The organism is Bradyrhizobium sp. (assembly GCF_016462955.1).
Taxonomy (GTDB): domain Bacteria; phylum Pseudomonadota; class Alphaproteobacteria; order Rhizobiales; family Xanthobacteraceae; genus Bradyrhizobium.
In genome coordinates this window covers 1-16,158 of the sequence record NZ_JAEMSD010000098.1, presented here as the reverse complement: position 1 = coordinate 16,158, position 16,158 = coordinate 1, and the positions used below count along the sequence as shown (strand labels likewise).

16 protein-coding genes are annotated in these 16,158 nt (G+C 66.4%); 10 read left to right on the top strand and 6 right to left on the bottom strand.

What is annotated here, in order from left to right:
- The 7 genes from JHD07_RS13155 to JHD07_RS13125 all read left to right on the top strand — a co-directional run.
- Nucleotides 1-2,774: monovalent cation/H+ antiporter subunit A (locus tag JHD07_RS13155; protein ID WP_291622717.1), on the top strand; the 2,774-nt coding region annotated here is incomplete at its 5' end.
- Nucleotides 2,774-3,115: a Na+/H+ antiporter subunit C gene (locus JHD07_RS13150; RefSeq protein ID WP_291622716.1), complete on the top strand. Its 342-nt coding sequence runs from the start codon at nt 2,774-2,776 to the stop codon at nt 3,113-3,115. The genes JHD07_RS13155 and JHD07_RS13150, both read left to right, overlap by 1 nt.
- Nucleotides 3,112-4,728: a monovalent cation/H+ antiporter subunit D gene (locus tag JHD07_RS13145; protein WP_291622715.1), complete on the top strand. Its 1,617-nt coding sequence runs from the start codon at nt 3,112-3,114 to the stop codon at nt 4,726-4,728. The genes JHD07_RS13150 and JHD07_RS13145 overlap by 4 nt, the downstream gene beginning before the upstream one ends.
- Nucleotides 4,725-5,213: a Na+/H+ antiporter subunit E gene (locus tag JHD07_RS13140; RefSeq protein ID WP_291622714.1), complete on the top strand. Its 489-nt coding sequence runs from the start codon at nt 4,725-4,727 to the stop codon at nt 5,211-5,213. The genes JHD07_RS13145 and JHD07_RS13140 overlap by 4 nt, the downstream gene beginning before the upstream one ends.
- Entirely contained in the window at nt 5,210-5,488 is a 279-nt protein-coding gene (locus JHD07_RS13135; RefSeq protein ID WP_291622712.1) for a K+/H+ antiporter subunit F, read from the top strand. Before JHD07_RS13140 ends, JHD07_RS13135 begins: the two co-directional genes overlap by 4 nt.
- Nucleotides 5,485-5,835, top strand: coding sequence for a monovalent cation/H(+) antiporter subunit G (mnhG, locus tag JHD07_RS13130; RefSeq protein ID WP_291622711.1), 351 nt, complete (start codon nt 5,485-5,487; stop codon nt 5,833-5,835). Before JHD07_RS13135 ends, mnhG begins: the two co-directional genes overlap by 4 nt.
- A 230-nt stretch (nt 5,836-6,065) precedes the next feature.
- Nucleotides 6,066-6,266, top strand: a complete 201-nt coding sequence (locus tag JHD07_RS13125; RefSeq protein ID WP_291622710.1) for a DUF2158 domain-containing protein — start codon at nt 6,066-6,068, stop codon at nt 6,264-6,266.
- A 196-nt stretch (nt 6,267-6,462) separates the two neighbouring features.
- Here the strand turns inward: JHD07_RS13125 and JHD07_RS13120 are convergent, their stop codons facing one another.
- The 6 genes from JHD07_RS13120 to JHD07_RS13095 form a co-directional block, all read right to left on the bottom strand.
- Nucleotides 6,463-7,293: an outer membrane beta-barrel protein gene (locus JHD07_RS13120; protein WP_291622709.1), complete on the bottom strand. Its 831-nt coding sequence runs from the start codon at nt 7,291-7,293 to the stop codon at nt 6,463-6,465.
- A 311-nt stretch (nt 7,294-7,604) separates the two neighbouring features.
- Complete coding sequence (locus JHD07_RS13115; RefSeq protein ID WP_291622708.1) at nt 7,605-8,375, bottom strand: sulfite exporter TauE/SafE family protein; 771 nt, start codon at nt 8,373-8,375, stop codon at nt 7,605-7,607.
- Nucleotides 8,372-9,628 (bottom strand): CCA tRNA nucleotidyltransferase, encoded by a 1,257-nt coding sequence (locus JHD07_RS13110; protein ID WP_291622707.1) that lies wholly within the window; start codon nt 9,626-9,628, stop codon nt 8,372-8,374. Before JHD07_RS13110 ends, JHD07_RS13115 begins: the two co-directional genes overlap by 4 nt.
- A gap of 10 nt (nt 9,629-9,638) precedes the next feature.
- Complete coding sequence (locus tag JHD07_RS13105) at nt 9,639-9,902, bottom strand: DUF6111 family protein (protein WP_291622706.1); 264 nt, start codon at nt 9,900-9,902, stop codon at nt 9,639-9,641.
- Nucleotides 9,899-10,570, bottom strand: a complete 672-nt coding sequence (locus tag JHD07_RS13100) for a CoA pyrophosphatase (protein WP_291622705.1) — start codon at nt 10,568-10,570, stop codon at nt 9,899-9,901. Before JHD07_RS13100 ends, JHD07_RS13105 begins: the two co-directional genes overlap by 4 nt.
- A 2-nt stretch (nt 10,571-10,572) precedes the next feature.
- On the bottom strand, nt 10,573-11,184 hold the full coding sequence (locus JHD07_RS13095) for a DUF1285 domain-containing protein (protein WP_291622703.1): 612 nt from the start codon (nt 11,182-11,184) through the stop codon (nt 10,573-10,575).
- Nucleotides 11,185-11,437: 253 nt separating this feature from the next.
- Between JHD07_RS13095 and JHD07_RS13090 the strand changes: the two genes are divergently transcribed.
- The 3 genes from JHD07_RS13090 to JHD07_RS13080 form a co-directional block, all read left to right on the top strand.
- The gene (locus JHD07_RS13090; protein WP_291622701.1) at nt 11,438-12,436 is read left to right on the top strand and encodes a MoxR family ATPase; all 999 of its coding nucleotides are present in this window, start codon (nt 11,438-11,440) and stop codon (nt 12,434-12,436) included.
- Nucleotides 12,436-13,380: a DUF58 domain-containing protein gene (locus JHD07_RS13085; protein ID WP_291622699.1), complete on the top strand. Its 945-nt coding sequence runs from the start codon at nt 12,436-12,438 to the stop codon at nt 13,378-13,380. Before JHD07_RS13090 ends, JHD07_RS13085 begins: the two co-directional genes overlap by 1 nt.
- The coding region (locus JHD07_RS13080; RefSeq protein ID WP_291622696.1) for a DUF4159 domain-containing protein at nt 13,377-16,158 on the top strand (2,782 nt) is incomplete at its 3' end. The genes JHD07_RS13085 and JHD07_RS13080, both read left to right, overlap by 4 nt.

The following is a 16,158-nucleotide window of genomic DNA, read 5'->3' as shown; positions in this document are numbered from 1 at the left end:
TGACGAATGGCGGCGTGATCTCGTGGCGGACGGAATGGGTCGTCGAACTCGGACTGGACTTTATCCTGAGGCTCGACGGATTCGCCTGGGCCTTCGCGATGCTGGTCACCGGAATCGGCTTTCTGGTGGTGTTGTATGCCCGCTACTACATGTCGCCCAGCGATCCCGTTCCGCGCTTCTTTTCCCTGCTGCTGGCGTTCATGGGCGCCATGCTGGGGATCGTGCTCTCCGGCAATTTGCTGCAGCTGGTGTTCTTCTGGGAGCTGACCAGCCTGTTCTCGTTCTTGCTGATCAGTTACTGGCACCACAATTCGGCTGCCAGGGATGGCGCGCGGATGGCGCTCGTGATCACCTCCAGCGGCGGACTTTGCCTCTTTGCCGGCGTGCTGCTGATCGGCCATATCGTCGGCAGCTATGACCTCGACGAGGTGCTGGCGTCCGGCGAAGCGATCCGCTCGCACGCGCTCTATGTCCCCGCGCTCGTGCTGATCCTGCTCGGTGCCCTGACCAAGAGCGCGCAGTTTCCTTTCCATTTCTGGCTGCCGCATGCGATGGCCGCTCCGACACCGGTGTCCGCTTATCTCCATTCGGCGACGATGGTGAAGGCCGGTGTGTTTCTCCTGGTCAGGCTCTGGCCGGCGCTGGGCGGAACGAACGAGTGGTTGTGGCTCGTGGGATCGGCGGGTCTCATCACGTTCCTCCTCGGCGCCTTCCTCGCGGTATTCCAGCAGGATCTGAAGGGGCTGTTGGCCTATTCGACGATCAGCCATCTCGGCCTGATTACGCTGTTGACCGGGCTCGATACGCCGTTCGGACAGATCGCGGCGATCTTCCACATCATGAACCACGCGACCTTCAAGGCGTCGCTGTTCATGGCGGCGGGCATCATCGATCACGAGACCGGCACGCGGGACATTCGGCGCCTAAGCGGCCTCTGGGCGTTCATGCCGATCACGGCGACCCTGGCCATGGTTGCCGCGGGCTCGATGGCGGGGGTCCCGCTCCTGAACGGATTTCTCTCGAAGGAGATGTTCTTCGCCGAAACGATCGAGATGCATGACAATTCACTCGTCGATCGAGCGCTTCCCTACATCGTCACCGCGGCCAGCACTTTCACCGTGGCCTATTCGCTGCGTTTCATCCGCGACGTGTTCTTCGGCCCGGCGCCCGTCGGCCTGCCGCGGACGCCTCACGAGCCCCCGCTGCTGATGCGACTTCCGGCCGAGCTCCTCGTGCTTGCATGCGTCGTCGTGGGCATCGCCCCCGGGATCACCGTCGCCCCTCTCCTCGATACCGCGGCTGGAGCCGTGCTCGGCTCCAAGATGCCGGAGTACAGCCTGTCGATATGGCATGGCTTTACCCCGGAATTTCTGATGAGCATCCTGGCGATGACCGGCGGGGTCGGGGTCTATGTGATCCTGCGCCCCTATCTCCTCGTCAACGAGGGGCCGCCGCTGCTCAACCGGTTCAATGGCAAGCAGGTTTTCGACTGGTTGATGGTGACGTTGTCCTGGCGCCTGGCGCGATGGCTCGAGAGCATCCTCGAGACGAGACGCCTCCAGCCACAGCTCAGGATCTTGGCCGGCGTCGCTTGCGTCGCTGCCCTGCTGCCGCTCTATTCGCGCGGCATTCCGTTGGATGATCCCTTCGGCGGCAAGTTCGATCTCCCCTTCGCCGTGCTCTGGGCGGTCGGTTGCGCCTGCGCCATCGGCGCTGCGGTCCAGGCGAAATTCCATCGCGTGGTCGCATTGATATTGCTCGGGACCGCAGGCCTCGTGACCTGCGTCAGCTTCGTGTGGCTGTCCGCGCCCGATGTTGCACTGACCCAGATCGTGGTCGAGTCGGTCACCACGGTCCTCCTCCTGCTCGGCTTGCGATGGTTGCCGAAACGCGTCGGACCGGCCGGTTCGGACGAGGCAGGTCGCAGGATTCGATGGCACCGCATTCGCGACTTTTCCATTGCGCTCTTCGTCGGCGTCGGACTGGCCGCGCTCGCGCTCGCGGTGATGCAACATCCCGGCACCGAGAGCATTTCGCGATATTTCGTCGAGAATGCATACACGAAAGGCGGCGGCACCAACGTGGTCAACGTCATCCTCGTGGACTTCCGCGGGTTCGACACGTTGGGCGAGATCACGGTGCTTGCGGTGGTCGCACTGACCGTCTACGCGCTCCTGCGCCGCTTCCGTCCCGCGCCCGAGAGCATTCCCGTTCCCGAACAGCAGCACGCCCAGGACAGCCACGACGAAGCGCATCCCGATCGACAGAAGGGAGACACTGCCAAGGAAACGACGGAGACTGCGGCACTGATCATGGCGCTGCTGTTTCCGGTGATCGGCGTCGTTGCGATCTTTCTCCTGCTGCGCGGGCATGACCTTCCGGGTGGCGGCTTCGTGGCCGGCGTCGCCATGGCGACCGCATTCATCCTGCAGTACATGGCTCGCGGCACGATCTGGGTCGAAGCCCGGCTTCACGTCCTGCCGGTGCGCTGGATGGGCGTCGGGCTGTTGCTTGCAGGCTGTACGGGAGCCGCGGCCTGCGTCGTCGGATACCCCTTCCTGACCTCGTATTTTGCCTATGCCGAACTGCCCCTGGTCGGCCGCATCCCCACGGCCAGCGCCTTCCTGTTCGACATCGGCGTGTTCTCGCTCGTGGTCGGCGCCACGGTGCTGATGCTCATCGCAATCGCCCATCAATCGTTGCGTCGCTACGGAAAGCCGCCCCAGACCGTTAGTCCCCTGGCCGGCGAGCCAGCGAAGGAGGGACTGGTCTGATGGAGCTCGTGCTGGCGATCGGTATCGGCACGCTTGCGGCGTCCGGCGTGTGGCTGATTTTGAGGCCGCGCACATTTCAGGTCATCATCGGACTGTCATTGCTCTCCTACGCGGTCAATCTCTTCATCGTGGCGATGGGACGAGCGCGGACGGGCGCTCCGGTGCTGATCGCAAAGGAGATCGGCGATCCGTCGAAATATGCGGATCCGCTGCCGCAGGCGCTCGTGCTGACTGCAATCGTCATCAGCTTTGCGACCACGGCACTGTTCCTGGTGGTGCTTCTCGCATCGCGCGGCCTCGCACGGACCGATCACGTGGACGGACAGGAGCCGGAAGCGTGAGCGGCATTGCGGATCTCGTCATCGCGCCAGTCCTGCTGCCCCTGCTGGCGGGGGCAGGCATGCTGCTGCTCAACGGCGAAAGGCAACGGGCCGTCGTGGCCGGCCTCAACGTCGCCGCAACCCTTGCCCTCGTTTGCATCGCGGCGGTCTTGCTCGCAATGTCCGACACCGGAACCAGAGAGGTCTATCGGCTGGGCAATTGGCCCGCTCCGTTCGGAATCGTCCTCGTCCTCGACCGGCTGTCCGCCCTCATGCTGCTCCTGACCAACGTGCTGGCGCTGGCATCAGTGGTGTTCTCTCTTGCCCGTTGGCACCGGGCGGGTGCGCATTTCCATTCCCTGTTCCAGTACCTGCTGATGGGCCTCAACGGTGCCTTCCTGACGGGCGATCTCTTCAACCTGTTCGTGTTCTTCGAATTGCTGCTGGCGGCATCGTACGGTCTTCTGCTGCATGGCTCCGGCCTGACGCGGGTGAAGGCAGGGCTGCATTACATCGTCGTCAACCTGGCGGCCTCGCTGCTGTTTCTGGTCGGGGTCAGCCTGATCTACGGCGTCACCGGGACGCTCAACATGGCCGATCTCGCAGCACGCGTGCCCACCGTCGCGCCCGAGAGCCGCGGCTTGCTCGAGGCCGGTGCCGGCGTGCTAGCTGTCGCCTTCCTGCTCAAGGCCGGAATGTGGCCCCTGAGCTTCTGGCTGCCGACCGCCTATGCGGCCGCAAGCCCGCCGGTGGCCTCGATCTTTGCGATCATGACGAAGGTGGGCGTCTACATCGTCCTGCGTCTTTCGCTGCTGCTTTTCGGCGAGGGCGCCGGCGCATCGGCCGGCTTCGGCAGCGACTGGTTGTTATGGGGCGGACTGGCGACGATCGTGTTCGGAACGATCGGCACCTTGGCATCGCAGGACACGGCCCGGCTCGGCGGCTTTTCCGTGCTGGTATCCTCCGGAACGGTGCTCGCCGCAACGGGGATCGGACAAGCCGGCGTCACCAGTGGCGCACTGTTCTACCTCGTCAGCTCGACGCTCGGCATCGGCGCGTTCTTCCTTCTCGTCGAGCTTATCGAGCGCGGCCGCGAGCCGGGAGCGGACGTGATCGCCGTCACCCGCGAAGCCTATGGAGACGAGGACGAGGTGGACGAAGCGGAGGGGGACGTCGGTATCGCTATCGTGGCCACGATGGGTTTGCTCGGTGTCGCCTTCATCGGCTGCGCGGTGGTCATCGCCGGGCTGCCACCGCTGTCCGGGTTCATCGCCAAGTTTGCGCTGCTCGCTGCGGCCCTCAATCCCGGCGATCGGAGCGGTGCCGTTCCCGGCAGCGGATGGGCGCTTCTGGTCGTGTTGATCCTCTCCGGTTTCGCGACGCTGGTCGCGATGTCGCGCGCGGGACTTCGCATCTTCTGGGCCTCGCCTGATCGCACGGTGCCCCGCGTCCGCGCGATCGAGATGGGGCCGGTCATGTTCCTGCTGATGATCTGCGTCGCTCAAACCATCCTGGCCGGTCCCGTGATCCGCTTCATGCAGGCCACCGCGCAATCCCTTCATGCGCCGGCGGGTTACGTCAGCGACGTGCTTCAGACCGGCGCTCGGAGCGGCCGTCACTTGGAGGGCAAATGACGCGCTTGCTGCCCTTTCCGATCGTGAGCTTTTGTCTGCTCGCATTGTGGCTGCTGCTCAACCAGGCGGTCACGGTCGGGCACATCCTGCTCGGCTGCCTGCTGGCGCTGGCCGGCGGGTGGCTCCTGACCGTGCTGGAGCTGCCGAGCACGCGCCTCCGACGACCCGGCGTCATGCTGCGACTGCTAGGACTGGTGGCGATCGACATCGTCCGTTCGAATCTCGCGGTCGGCCGCATCGTTTTTGGTTTCGGGCGGCAAGAGTGGACGTCGGGGTTCGTGAACATTCCCCTCGACATGCGCAATCCCTACGGGCTGGGCGCGTTGGCCTGCATCATCACCTCGACACCGGGAACGTTGTGGGTGAAGTTCGACGCCCAGAAAGGTTCGCTGATGATCCACGTTCTCGACCTCGTCGACGAAGGCGAGTGGATCCGCATGATCAAGGGTCGTTACGAACGGCATTTGCTGGAGATATTCGAATGAGCCAGCTGCTGAGCTACTCTCTTCTTGCCGCCCAGCTGCTGCTGGGATTGGCGATCGGTTGCGGCGCATTCCGGATCCTGGCTGGGCCGCGGGCGCAGGATCGCGTGCTGGGCTTCGATACGGTGTCCGTGAACGCGATGCTGCTGCTTCTGACGTTCGGGATCCGATCCGGCGAGGCGCTGTATTTCGAAGCAGCTTTGGCCGTGGCCCTGTTCGGTTTCGTGGGGACCGTCGCATTTGCCAAGTTCCTCCTGCGCGGCGAGGTCATCGAATGAACGGCATCGAACATCTGCCCCCCTGGGCTGCTGCTCTCACGGCCATTCTTGTTCTGCTCGGCGCTTCCGTCACATTGGTGGGCTCGCTCGGTCTGCTGCGGCTTGGCTCGTTCTACGAGCGGGTTCATGCGCCGACTCTCGGGACGACGCTCGGCACGGTCTTCATCGCAAGCGCGTCAATGGTCTGCTTCTCGGTCCTGGAGAGCAGACCGGTGTTGCATGAAATCCTGATCATGGCGCTCGGCCTCGTGACCACCCCCATCGCGCTGACCGTGCTGGTGGGAGCCGCGCGATTTCGTGACACCGCCGAACGGCGGGCTCAGGTCGGTGAAGCCGAGGATGGTTAGGGCGAGGCGCGACTTGGCCGCCAACGACGCGCTGGTTCTGCGCGCCCAGCGGAGGCGCAGATCGCCCGTTGTCCAGGTGTCATGACAAATTGCTAGCCTCGTGCGGCTCGCATGATCCGGAAAAGTGCAAGGCGGTTTTCCGGAAAGATCACGCGCAGACAACAATCTCGAGCACGATGACGATTAATGCAAATCTCATCGCGCTTTGGATCAACCCCGAAGGACAATCCATGGAATTGAAAGCCGGCGATATCGTGATGCTGAAATCCGGCGGTCAGCCGCTGACCGTTGCGGAGGTGAAGGCAGACGAGGTGCTCTGTCTGTGGATGGGCATGGAAGGCGACCTCTTCCGCGAAACGCTGCCGCTCGCCGTGCTGGTGCAGGTGGAAGAGGAGGATGAGGACGACGAGGATGAGGACGACGACGAATAGGCCTTTCGCACCGTATACTCGTTAGAACGGGGCGCCAGCGCCGGCACGCGCGATTGTCCGGCTTTCCATCGACAACGGTGCGATCGCGACCTCGCTCGCGCGAGCTTTGTCAGCGGCTCCAGAACCCAAATGGTCGAGAGCGTCTCGGTGCAAGCAAGCGGGGGTCAACACCCCCGCCCTGCGAATGCCTGCCGGATCAGAACCGGTAGTTGATGCCGCCCTTGGCCGTATGCAGTTTAACCTCGGTGTCCGTGAAGGACGCGCCGGGGAAGGCAAGAGCATTGTTGTTGGACTTTCCGAGATCGATGTAGATGTACTCGGCCTTGAAGGTCCAGCGCGGGTCGAAGGCCCATTCAAAGCCGCCGCCCACGGAGAAGCCCACCTGGACGTCCGACGACGACGCGCTGCGCGTCAAGGCCGGGAAGAAGCCGTTGAAATTGGCGATGTTCGGCGTGGCGAGGTTGGAGGTGAAGATGCTGTTCTTGACGTGCCCCCAGGCGAAGCCGCCGGTGCCGTAGATCAGCAAATTGTTCGCGGCATAGCCGATACGTCCGCGGACCGTGCCGAAGACGTCGATTTCCTGCTTGAGGTTGAAGACGCCGGTGAACGCGCCGTTGTCGCCGCCGATCGTGCCGGTAACGCTGAAGGGGCGGCTTGCCGTCTCCTTGATGGCTGCGCCGCTGACATCCGCTTCCAGGCCGTAGACGAAAGCGCCGGACTGCCAATTGTAGCCGATCTGGCCGCCGCCGAACCCACCCTTCGGATTCACGTCCAGCGAGAAGGGGCCGGTGCCACCCGTGACGACATAGCCGGGGACCGTACCGGTTGCGAGCGCACCCGGATTGAAGGTCGCGGTCGGATCGCTCCAGCCATAGCCACCGTGCACGCCGGCATAAAAGCCGGTCCAGCTGAATGCGACCGGCACGGGCGGCGCCTTGGTGTAGGCCCTGCCGAGGTCGGCTGCGGAGGCGGCGTGGGAGAGACAGAGAGCCGAAAGCAGGAGAGTACCGGAGACGATGGATTTCATGACTTCCCTCGAACGTTGCGTGCGTGACGAGGCGGCCCCGCGCCGCGTGAGCATTCATAGAACCGCCGATCACCGGCCGTTCGTTTCGAGGCAATTTGTAGAGGCGATCTCGCAGTGCGGCTGTAGCGTCGGCGACACAGCGTGAAGCTGTCAAATACGGCTTATGCGCGCGAAGTTTGTTTGACGCGACGCAGCCAAGATTGCCGCGACGCCAGATGCTCCTGAGACGCCAAACAAGCAGGGGCGCGCTGACCAGGACCTTGGGGGCGAGCATGTGGATCGACCTGTGGTCCGGCGCGAGCGGCGGGTCGCTACGCCGCGAGCTGCCGCGCCGCCACCGATATCATCACCAGCCCGCCGGTGATCACGGCGGCATCGAGGATGGCGGTGTGGATGTGCAGCGGCATTCGCTCGACGAAGGCCTTGGCGAGGAACGCGCCGGGGATCGCGATTACGCCGATCAGCAGCGCGAAGGCGAGCACCTGCGCGGTGACAGCGCCGGCAAGCCCGAACACCGCGATCTTGATCAGACCGGTACCGAGCGAGATCATCGCGTCGGTCGCGATCACGGCCGCGCCTTCGAGGCCGGCAGCCATCAAGAGCGACAGCAGGATCACGCCGGAGCCGGAGGTGCCGCCGACCAGGACGCCGTAGCCGACCGAGCCGGCGGCAAGGCCGGCGTCGCCGATCTTGACCTCGCGGCGGCGGAGCACGCGGCGCAGCGGCACGCTCAGGATCAGCATGGTGCCGATCACGAGCGCGGCGCCGGCATTGGTGAGGCGCGTGTAGCCATAGGCGCCGAGCGCAGTGGTCAGCGCCGCGCAGGCCAGCACGATCAGCGCGCGGCGGCGGTCGGCATGGCGAATGTAGGCGACTGCGCGACTCGCATTGGTCAGCATCGCCGAGATCGCGATGATCGGCACCACCGGCTCGGCGCCGACCAGCGGCACCAGCACCAGAGGCATCAGGGCCCCCGTGCCGTAGCCGGCGAGACCGCCGATGATCGACGCGAACAACGCCATCGCAGCGACCAGCAGCAGCTGGAGAAGCGAGATGTCGGCGAAGCCTGAGACGATGGTCAATTTCTCTCATCGCGGCCGACGCGGGCCGCAGCTTGATCGGCGATGGCAGCGAGCGCGGCTTCCTCTAATGGAAACTCCGCCGCGAGCCAAGCGTCCTCGGCGAGCGTCAGCACATGGCCCAGCGCGGGTCCTTCGGCGAGACCACGCGCGATGAAGTCGGCGGCCTTCAGCGGGAATTTCGGCGCGGTCCAGCGCTGCGGCAGCTCGGCAAGCGCGCGCCAGCGCGGCGAACGCACGTCCTCGGCGGCCCGCGCCCAGCCGAGCAACACGCGATCGTGATAACGCTCCGCGCCGAGCCGGTAGAGCAACCGCCGCGCATTGGCCTCGTCCTTGGTGGCGAGGCGCCACCAGCGATGGCCCATCGAATCCAGCGCCTTGGTCTCGGCATTGGAGAGCCGCAGGCGCGTGGCGACGCGCTTGGCGTCTTCGGTGACGGCGACCGTCAGCGCGGCGAGGCGGCGCGTGCCGCTCGCGGCCAGGCCGAGTTCGCGCTCGATCGCGATCATCGTCGCGAGCGGCCCGGTGTAGACGACGCCGCCGACCAACGGTTGCAGCAATCCGCCCTCGGCCATGGCCAGCACGGAAGCGGCTGCACCGCCGGCCAGCAGGAGTTTCAGCATCTCCATGCGCACCCGCTCTGCCGACAGATTGGCCAGGCCCGCGCGGCCCCTTATGCAGGCGAGATAGCCGTCGCGGTCGGGCTCGCCGGCGCCGAAGGCGGCGTGGATGCGGAAGAAGCGCAGGATGCGCAAATAATCCTCGGCGATGCGCTGGTCGGGATCGCCGATGAAGCGCACGCGGCGCGCTTTCGCGTCGTTGACGCCGCCGACATGATCGTGGACGACGCCGCGCGCATCGACTGACAGGCCGTTCATGGTGAAGTCGCGCCGCTCGGCATCCTTCACCCAGTCGCGGCCGAATGCGACCTTGGCCTTGCGACCGAAGGTCTCGGTGTCCTGGCGCAGCGTCGTGACTTCGTAAGGGTGCCCGTCGATGACGAGCGTGATGGTGCCGTGGTCGATGCCGGTCGGCACGCTCTTGATGCCGGCAGCCTTGGCGCGCCGTATCACCTCGTCCGGCAGCGCCGTGGTCGCGATGTCGATGTCGCCGGGCGCAAGACCGAGCAGCGCGTTGCGCACGGCGCCGCCGACCACCCGTGCTTCCTCGCCATCGCTGCCGAGCAGCTCCAGGACGCGCGCGGTCCCGCCTGCGGTCAGCCAGGGCGCATCTGCGAGTAACGGCTCGGCGCTCATCGATCGGTCCCTATTTTTCCACGCCCGGCACGAGCTTGCCGTTCTCGATATGGGCGGGAACGTAGGTCGAATCCGGCGGCGCGCCGGAGTACTGGGCAAGGCCGATCAGGCCGGCGATGACGAGCGCGAGCGCGACCAGGGTGAGGCGCGCAACGACGGTGACCGGCCATGAGGAGCGTTCGAACACACCGGACCGCGTCGCCGCCAGGAACAGCGCATAGACGGCAAAGGGAATGAGGAAGATTCCGATCTCGGTCAGAACCGTCCGGATCATGACGCGTAGATCCGCTCATACAGCACACGCAGCATCCCGGCCGTCGCACCCCAGATGTAGCGTTCCGCGAACGGCATCGCGTAGTAGGACCGCTCCATGCCGCGGAATTCCTTGCTGTGCACCTGGTGGTTGACCGGGTTCATGAGGAAGGATAGCGGCACCTCGAACGCGTCATCGACCTCGGACTGATTGATGGTGAGGGAGAAGCCGGGCCGCACCCGCGCCACCGTCGGCAGGATGCGGAAGCCGAAGCCGGTGCCGTAGAGATCAAGATAGCCGAGCGGCTCGACGAAGTCTCTGGACAGCCCGACCTCCTCCTCGGCCTCGCGCAGCGCCGCATCCAGCGGCGAGGCATCGACCGCGTCGATCTTGCCGCCAGGAAACGCGATCTGACCGGCATGGTCGTTGAGATGCGCCGAGCGCTGCGTCAGCAGGATGGTCGGCTCGGGGTGGTCGACCACCGCGATCAGGACCGCGGCCGGGCGCACCGGCTGCTCGCGCGCGATGATCTCCAGCATCTTGTCGGTGCCGGGATCGCCCGAGGCCGGGATGATGTTCGGATCGTACAGCGCGGGGGGCACGTCGAAGCCGAGCCGAGCTTTGGAGCGGGCGAAGAAATCCGCAGCGCCAAGCGCGACCGGCTCGTTCGTCGGGATGGGCTTGTTCAAGTTCAAAGCGCGGTCCTCACCTGCTCCGCATCGGCCATGGCGAAGAATTCGCCGGATGATTCGACACCGAACATCGGCTGGCCATCGACCATCCGCTCCTCACCCATGTCAACCAGATCGTAATAGAGTGCCCGCGTGACCTTGGCCCAGAGGTCGGCACGGACGTGCAGGTAGGGCGTCAGCCCGCCGTCCCTCGCCTGCTCGAAGCGCAGCCGGTGCGCGGCATCGCAGGTGACCCAGTCGTCGACATTGGTGCGGAAGCGCAGCACGCGCTGCTTCCCTTCGCCGTCCTTCTGCATCTCGACCGCCATGAACGGCGCGTCGTCGACGCGGATGCCGACCTTCTCCACCGGCGTGACCAGGAAATGCTTGTCGCCCTCGCGCTTGAGGATGGTGGAAAACAGCCGGACCAAAGCGGGACGGCCGATTGGCGTCCCCAAATAGAACCAAGTACCATCGGATGCGATTCGGATGTCGAGATCGCCGCAAAACGGCGGATTCCACAGATGCACCGGAGGCAGGCCCTTTTTGGCGCCTTCGGCACCGGCAGCGCTTTTGGCGGCGGCGGTCAGCCCATCGAGCCCGCGGTCGGCGCTCTGCCCTTGGTTCGCCATGGTTTGCCCTGACTTTGTGATTGGCACGATTGGTGCAGGTCTACGTTGTACGCGGGCGTACGGTTCCATCCGGAATAGTCCGGTGTGGAGGTCGCCGTTTCGTGATGCCCTACATAACCCGAAGCCGATAAGGTGGGGATAGGTTAATTCAACGAATACATGGCCTTCCCTGCAAGTCTAGCATGGGTCCATGATCTGGCGTGTCGATCTGACGATGCAAGCAAGCCGTGTGGCAGGCTGAAGGAGCGAGCGAATGGCGGAGAGTGTCGAGAAACTCGAGGACGGGATCGTCCGTTCGGCCGAGCAGGTGTCGAGCCAGGTTCGCGCGGCCAAGGACGCGATCGCCTCCGTGATCTTCGGCCAGGATCGCGTCATCGAGAACACGCTCGTCACCATCCTCTCCGGCGGCCATGCGCTCCTGATCGGCGTGCCCGGCCTTGCCAAGACCAAGCTGGTCGAGACGCTCGGCGTCACGCTCGGCCTCGATGCCAAGCGCATCCAGTTCACGCCCGATCTGATGCCCTCGGACATCCTCGGCGCCGAGGTACTGGACGAGAGCACCACGGGCAAGCGCGCCTTCCGCTTCATCTCGGGTCCAGTGTTCGCGCAGCTCTTGATGGCCGACGAGATCAACCGCGCCTCGCCGCGCACCCAGTCGGCGTTGTTGCAGGCGATGCAGGAGCAGCACATCACCGTCGCCGGCGCGCGCCACGACCTGCCGAAACCGTTCCACGTGCTCGCGACGCAGAACCCGCTGGAGCAGGAAGGCACCTATCCGCTCCCGGAAGCGCAGCTCGACCGCTTCCTGATGGAGATCGACGTCGACTATCCCGACCGCGACGCCGAGCGCCGTATCCTGTTCGAGACCACAGGCGCCGAGGAAACGCTGGCGAGGGGCGCGATGACGCCCGACGCGCTGATCACCGCGCAGCGGTTGATCCGCCGCCTGCCGGTCGGCGATTCCGTCGTGGAGGCGATCCTGTCGCTGGTGCGTTCGGCCCGCCCGGGACCTGACGCCGGCGAAGCCGGCAAGTTCATTGCCTGGGGTCCCGGTCCGCGCGCGAGCCAGTCCTTGATGCTGGCGGTGCGCGCACGTGCGCTGATCGACGGGCGCCTCGCGCCCTCGATCGACGATGTGCTCGACCTCGCCGAACCCGTGCTGAAGCACCGCATGGCGCTGACGTTCCAGGCGCGCGCCGAAGGCCGCACCATTCCGGACGTGATCCGGCAATTGAAGGCACGGATCGGTTGATGGCAGCAGAGAACGGGCACGCGGCGAAGGAGACACTGGCGATCCGACGTGCCGATGGCGAAAGCCGCACGCTCGCCGCTTCGCTGCCGCGCCTGGTGCTCGAGGCCCGCCGCATCGCCGCCAACGTCATCCACGGTCTGCACGGACGGCGCCGCGCCGGCTCCGGCGAGAATTTTTGGCAGTACCGCCGCTTCGTCTCGGGCGAGCCGTCGCAGAACGTCGACTGGCGCCGCTCGGCGCGCGACGACCATCTCTATGTCCGCGAGCTCGAATGGGAGGCCTCGCACACGGTCTGGATCTGGCCGGACCGTTCGCCCTCGATGGCGTTCGCCTCCAAGACCGCGCGCGAGTCCAAGCTCGAACGGACGCTGATCGTCGCCTTTGCGCTCGCCGAGCTGCTCGTCGCCGGCGGCGAACGCGTCGGCATCCCAGGCCTGATGGCGCCGACCGCGAGCCGCAGCGTGGTCGACCGGATGGCGCAGGCGATGCTGCATGACGATGCCGACCGGCTGAGCCTGCCGCCCTCCTTCGTTCCGGCGGCGCTGGCCGAGATCATCGTGCTGTCGGATTTCTGGTCGCCGATCTCCGAGATCAGGACGACCCTGGCTGGGCTTTCCAGTTCCGGCGCGCATGGCGCGCTGGTGCAGGTCGTCGACCCCGCCGAAGAGTCCTTCCCCTATTCCGGACGGGTCGAGTTCGTCGAGCCGGAAGGCTTCGGCGTCATCACCTCCGGCCGCGCCGAGAGCTGGGCGCAGGACTACACCGCGCGCCTCGCCCTGCACCGCGACCAGATCCGCGCCGAGACGGGCAAGCTCGACTGGCTGTTCACGACCCACGCCACCGACCGCTCGGCCGCTGAGCTGTTGCTGTTTCTCCATGCCGGCATGCAGGTGAGCAAGTCGGGCGCCCGCACCACGACAATCAAGGCGGGGCCGGCCGCATGATGGGATTGCCGCTCGCCTTCACCCAACCGTTGCTCCTGATCGGCCTCGTCAGCCTGCCGGTGCTGTGGTGGCTCCTGCGCGTGACGCCGCCGCGGCCGCGCCGCATCGAGTTTCCGCCGACACGGCTGCTGTTCGACATCACGCCGCGCGAAGAGACGCCGTCGCGGACGCCGTGGTGGCTGACCGCGCTCCGCCTGCTCGCCGCCGCGCTGGTGATCTTCGCGGCCGCCGGCCCGATCTGGAATCCGCAGACGGGCCTTGCCGGCAGCAAGGCGCCGCTGATGATCATGTTCGACGACGGCTGGAGCGCGGCCTCGCACTGGGACGTCAGGATCAGGACCGCGGACGAGCTGATCGCCAATGCCGACAACGAGGGCCGCGCCATCGCGCTGGTGCCGCTGTCCGAGCCGAACCGCGACATCACCCTGATGCCGGCGGGCGCAGCGCGCGTCGCGGTCCGCCAGCTCGCGCCAAAAGCCTATTCGATCGACCGCGTCGAGACGCTGGCTGCGGTCGACCGTTTTCTCAAGCTCACCGGCGACTGCGAGATCGCCTGGCTGTCCGACGGCGTCGACACCGGCCGTGGCGAGGATTTCGTGGCAGGCCTCGGCAAGACCATCGGCGATCGCAGCCTGACCGTGTTCGACGGCGGCACCTCCTCGCCGCTGGCGCTGGTCGCGGCCGAGAACGCCGCGGCGAAGATGACGGTGAAGGTGCTGCGCGCCGACAGCGGTATCGCGGCCGGCACCGTGCGGGCGCTCGACCAGAAGGCCTCGCCGATCGGCGAAGCCCGCTATTCGTTCGGGCCCCAGGACAAGGAGACCGAAGCTTCTTTCGACCTGCCGGTCGAACTGCGCAACGACATCACCCGGCTCGAGATCTCGGGCGAGCGCTCAGCCGGCGCGGTGCAACTGCTCGACAAGCGCTGGCGCCGCCGCGCCATCGGCATCGTCTCGGGCTCGACCAGCGAAACCGCGCAGCCGCTGCTGGCGCCGACCTTCTATCTCACCCGCGCGCTGGCGCCGTTCGCCGACGTGCGGCTGCCCGACAAGGGCTCGCCGCAGCAGGGCATCACGCAGTTCCTGGACCAGAAGCTGCCGATGATCATCCTCGCCGATGTCGGCACGATTGCACCCGAGGTCCGTGAGCGCCTCAATGCCTGGGTCGACCAGGGCGGCGTGCTGGTGCGGTTCGCAGGTCCAAGGCTGGCCCAGGCCGAGGACGACCTCGTGCCGGTCAAGCTGCGCAAGGGCGGCCGCACGCTCGGCGGCAGCCTGACCTGGGAGAAGCCGCAGCATCTGGCCTCCTTCGCGGCTGACGGCCCGTTCGCCGGCGTCGCGGTCCCCAGGGACGTCACCGTGAGCCGGCAGGTGCTCGCCGAGCCCGACGCCGTGCTCGCCACCAAGAGCTGGGCCTCGCTGGAAGACGGCACGCCGCTCGTGACCGGCGAACATCGCGGCAAGGGTCTCGTCAGCTTGTTCCATGTCAGCGCCGACATGCGCTGGTCGGACCTGCCGATGTCGGGCACCTTCGTCGAAATGCTCCGGCGGGTGGTCGACATGTCCGGCTACACGTCGAAGCCCGGTGCCGGGGTCGCCGGCGAAGCGACCACTGAAACGGTGGCGCCGCTGCAAATCATGGACGGTTTTGGCGCCTTCGGCCCGCCGCCGGCCACCGCAAAGCCGCTTCCTGCGGATTACCGCGACCGCGCCACGTCGGATCATCCGCCCGGCTTCTATGGTCCGGCAGAAGGACCTCTCGCCGTGAACACGCTCGCCCCCGCCGACCGCATCGCGGCCCTGGACACCGCGGGCCTGCGCGCCCGGCACGCCACCTACACCAATGCCGAACCGCGCGACCTGCGCGGCTGGCTGCTGTCGACGGCGCTCGCGCTGTTCCTGGTCGACGCCATCATCGTCGCGGTGCTCGGCGGCGGGATTGCCGCGCTGCTGCGCCGCCGCGCCGCGCCCGCCATGATCCTGCTCGCTTTGCTCGCGGGATTTGCCGCGCTATCGCCCATGCCCACGCGTGCCGATAGCGCATCCGACGAGTTCGCAATGAAGGCGGTGTCGCAGACCCGGCTCGCGTATGTCGTCACCGGCAATGCCGACGTCGATTCCATCGTCAAGGCGGGGCTGAACGGGCTGACGCTGTTCCTGGCCCAGCGCACGGCGCTCGAGGCCGGCGATCCCGTCGGCATCGATCCCGCGCGCGACGAGCTCGCCTTCTTCCCGCTGATCTACTGGCCGATCGTGCCGGGCGCGCCGAAGCCGCCGCCGGACGCCATCAACAAGATCGACGCCTACATGAAGCAGGGCGGCACCGTGCTGTTCGACACCCGCGACGCGATCGAAGCCCCGCCCGGCGCGAACGGAGCCTCGCAGACCCCGGGCATGCAGACGCTGCGCGATATCCTGTCGTCGCTCGACGTACCCGAGCTCGAGCCGGTGCCGCGCGAGCACGTTCTGACCAAGACCTTCTATCTGCTGCGCGACTTCCCCGGACGCTTCACCGCCGGCCAGACCTGGGTCGAGACCCTGCCGCGCGAAGAGGACGATGACAGCGCGCAGCGGCCGGCGCGCGGCGGCGACGGCGTCTCGCCGATCATCATCACCTCGAACGACCTCGCCGGTGCCTGGGCGGTGCGGCCCGACGGCCAGGCCATGCTGCCGGTGACCGGCGGCGACCCCCGCCAGCGCGAATTCGCCTACCGCGCCGGCGCCAACATCGTGATGTACACGCTGACCGGCAACTACAAGGCCGACCAGGTGCACGCAC

What these genes read in the sequence shown, in the direction of transcription:
- JHD07_RS13150 (WP_291622716.1), top strand. Translation starts at nt 2,774, where the DNA reads ATGGAGCTCGTGCTGGCGATCGGTATCGGCACGCTTGCGGCGTCCGGC.
- JHD07_RS13140 (WP_291622714.1), top strand. Translation starts at nt 4,725, where the DNA reads ATGACGCGCTTGCTGCCCTTTCCGATCGTGAGCTTTTGTCTGCTCGCA.
- JHD07_RS13135 (WP_291622712.1), top strand. Translation starts at nt 5,210, where the DNA reads ATGAGCCAGCTGCTGAGCTACTCTCTTCTTGCCGCCCAGCTGCTGCTG.
- mnhG (WP_291622711.1), top strand. Translation starts at nt 5,485, where the DNA reads ATGAACGGCATCGAACATCTGCCCCCCTGGGCTGCTGCTCTCACGGCC.
- JHD07_RS13125 (WP_291622710.1), top strand. Translation starts at nt 6,066, where the DNA reads ATGGAATTGAAAGCCGGCGATATCGTGATGCTGAAATCCGGCGGTCAG.
- JHD07_RS13120 (WP_291622709.1), bottom strand. Translation starts at nt 7,293, where the DNA reads ATGAAATCCATCGTCTCCGGTACTCTCCTGCTTTCGGCTCTCTGTCTC.
- JHD07_RS13110 (WP_291622707.1), bottom strand. Translation starts at nt 9,628, where the DNA reads ATGAGCGCCGAGCCGTTACTCGCAGATGCGCCCTGGCTGACCGCAGGC.
- JHD07_RS13105 (WP_291622706.1), bottom strand. Translation starts at nt 9,902, where the DNA reads ATGATCCGGACGGTTCTGACCGAGATCGGAATCTTCCTCATTCCCTTT.
- JHD07_RS13095 (WP_291622703.1), bottom strand. Translation starts at nt 11,184, where the DNA reads ATGGCGAACCAAGGGCAGAGCGCCGACCGCGGGCTCGATGGGCTGACC.
- JHD07_RS13090 (WP_291622701.1), top strand. Translation starts at nt 11,438, where the DNA reads ATGGCGGAGAGTGTCGAGAAACTCGAGGACGGGATCGTCCGTTCGGCC.
- JHD07_RS13085 (WP_291622699.1), top strand. Translation starts at nt 12,436, where the DNA reads ATGGCAGCAGAGAACGGGCACGCGGCGAAGGAGACACTGGCGATCCGA.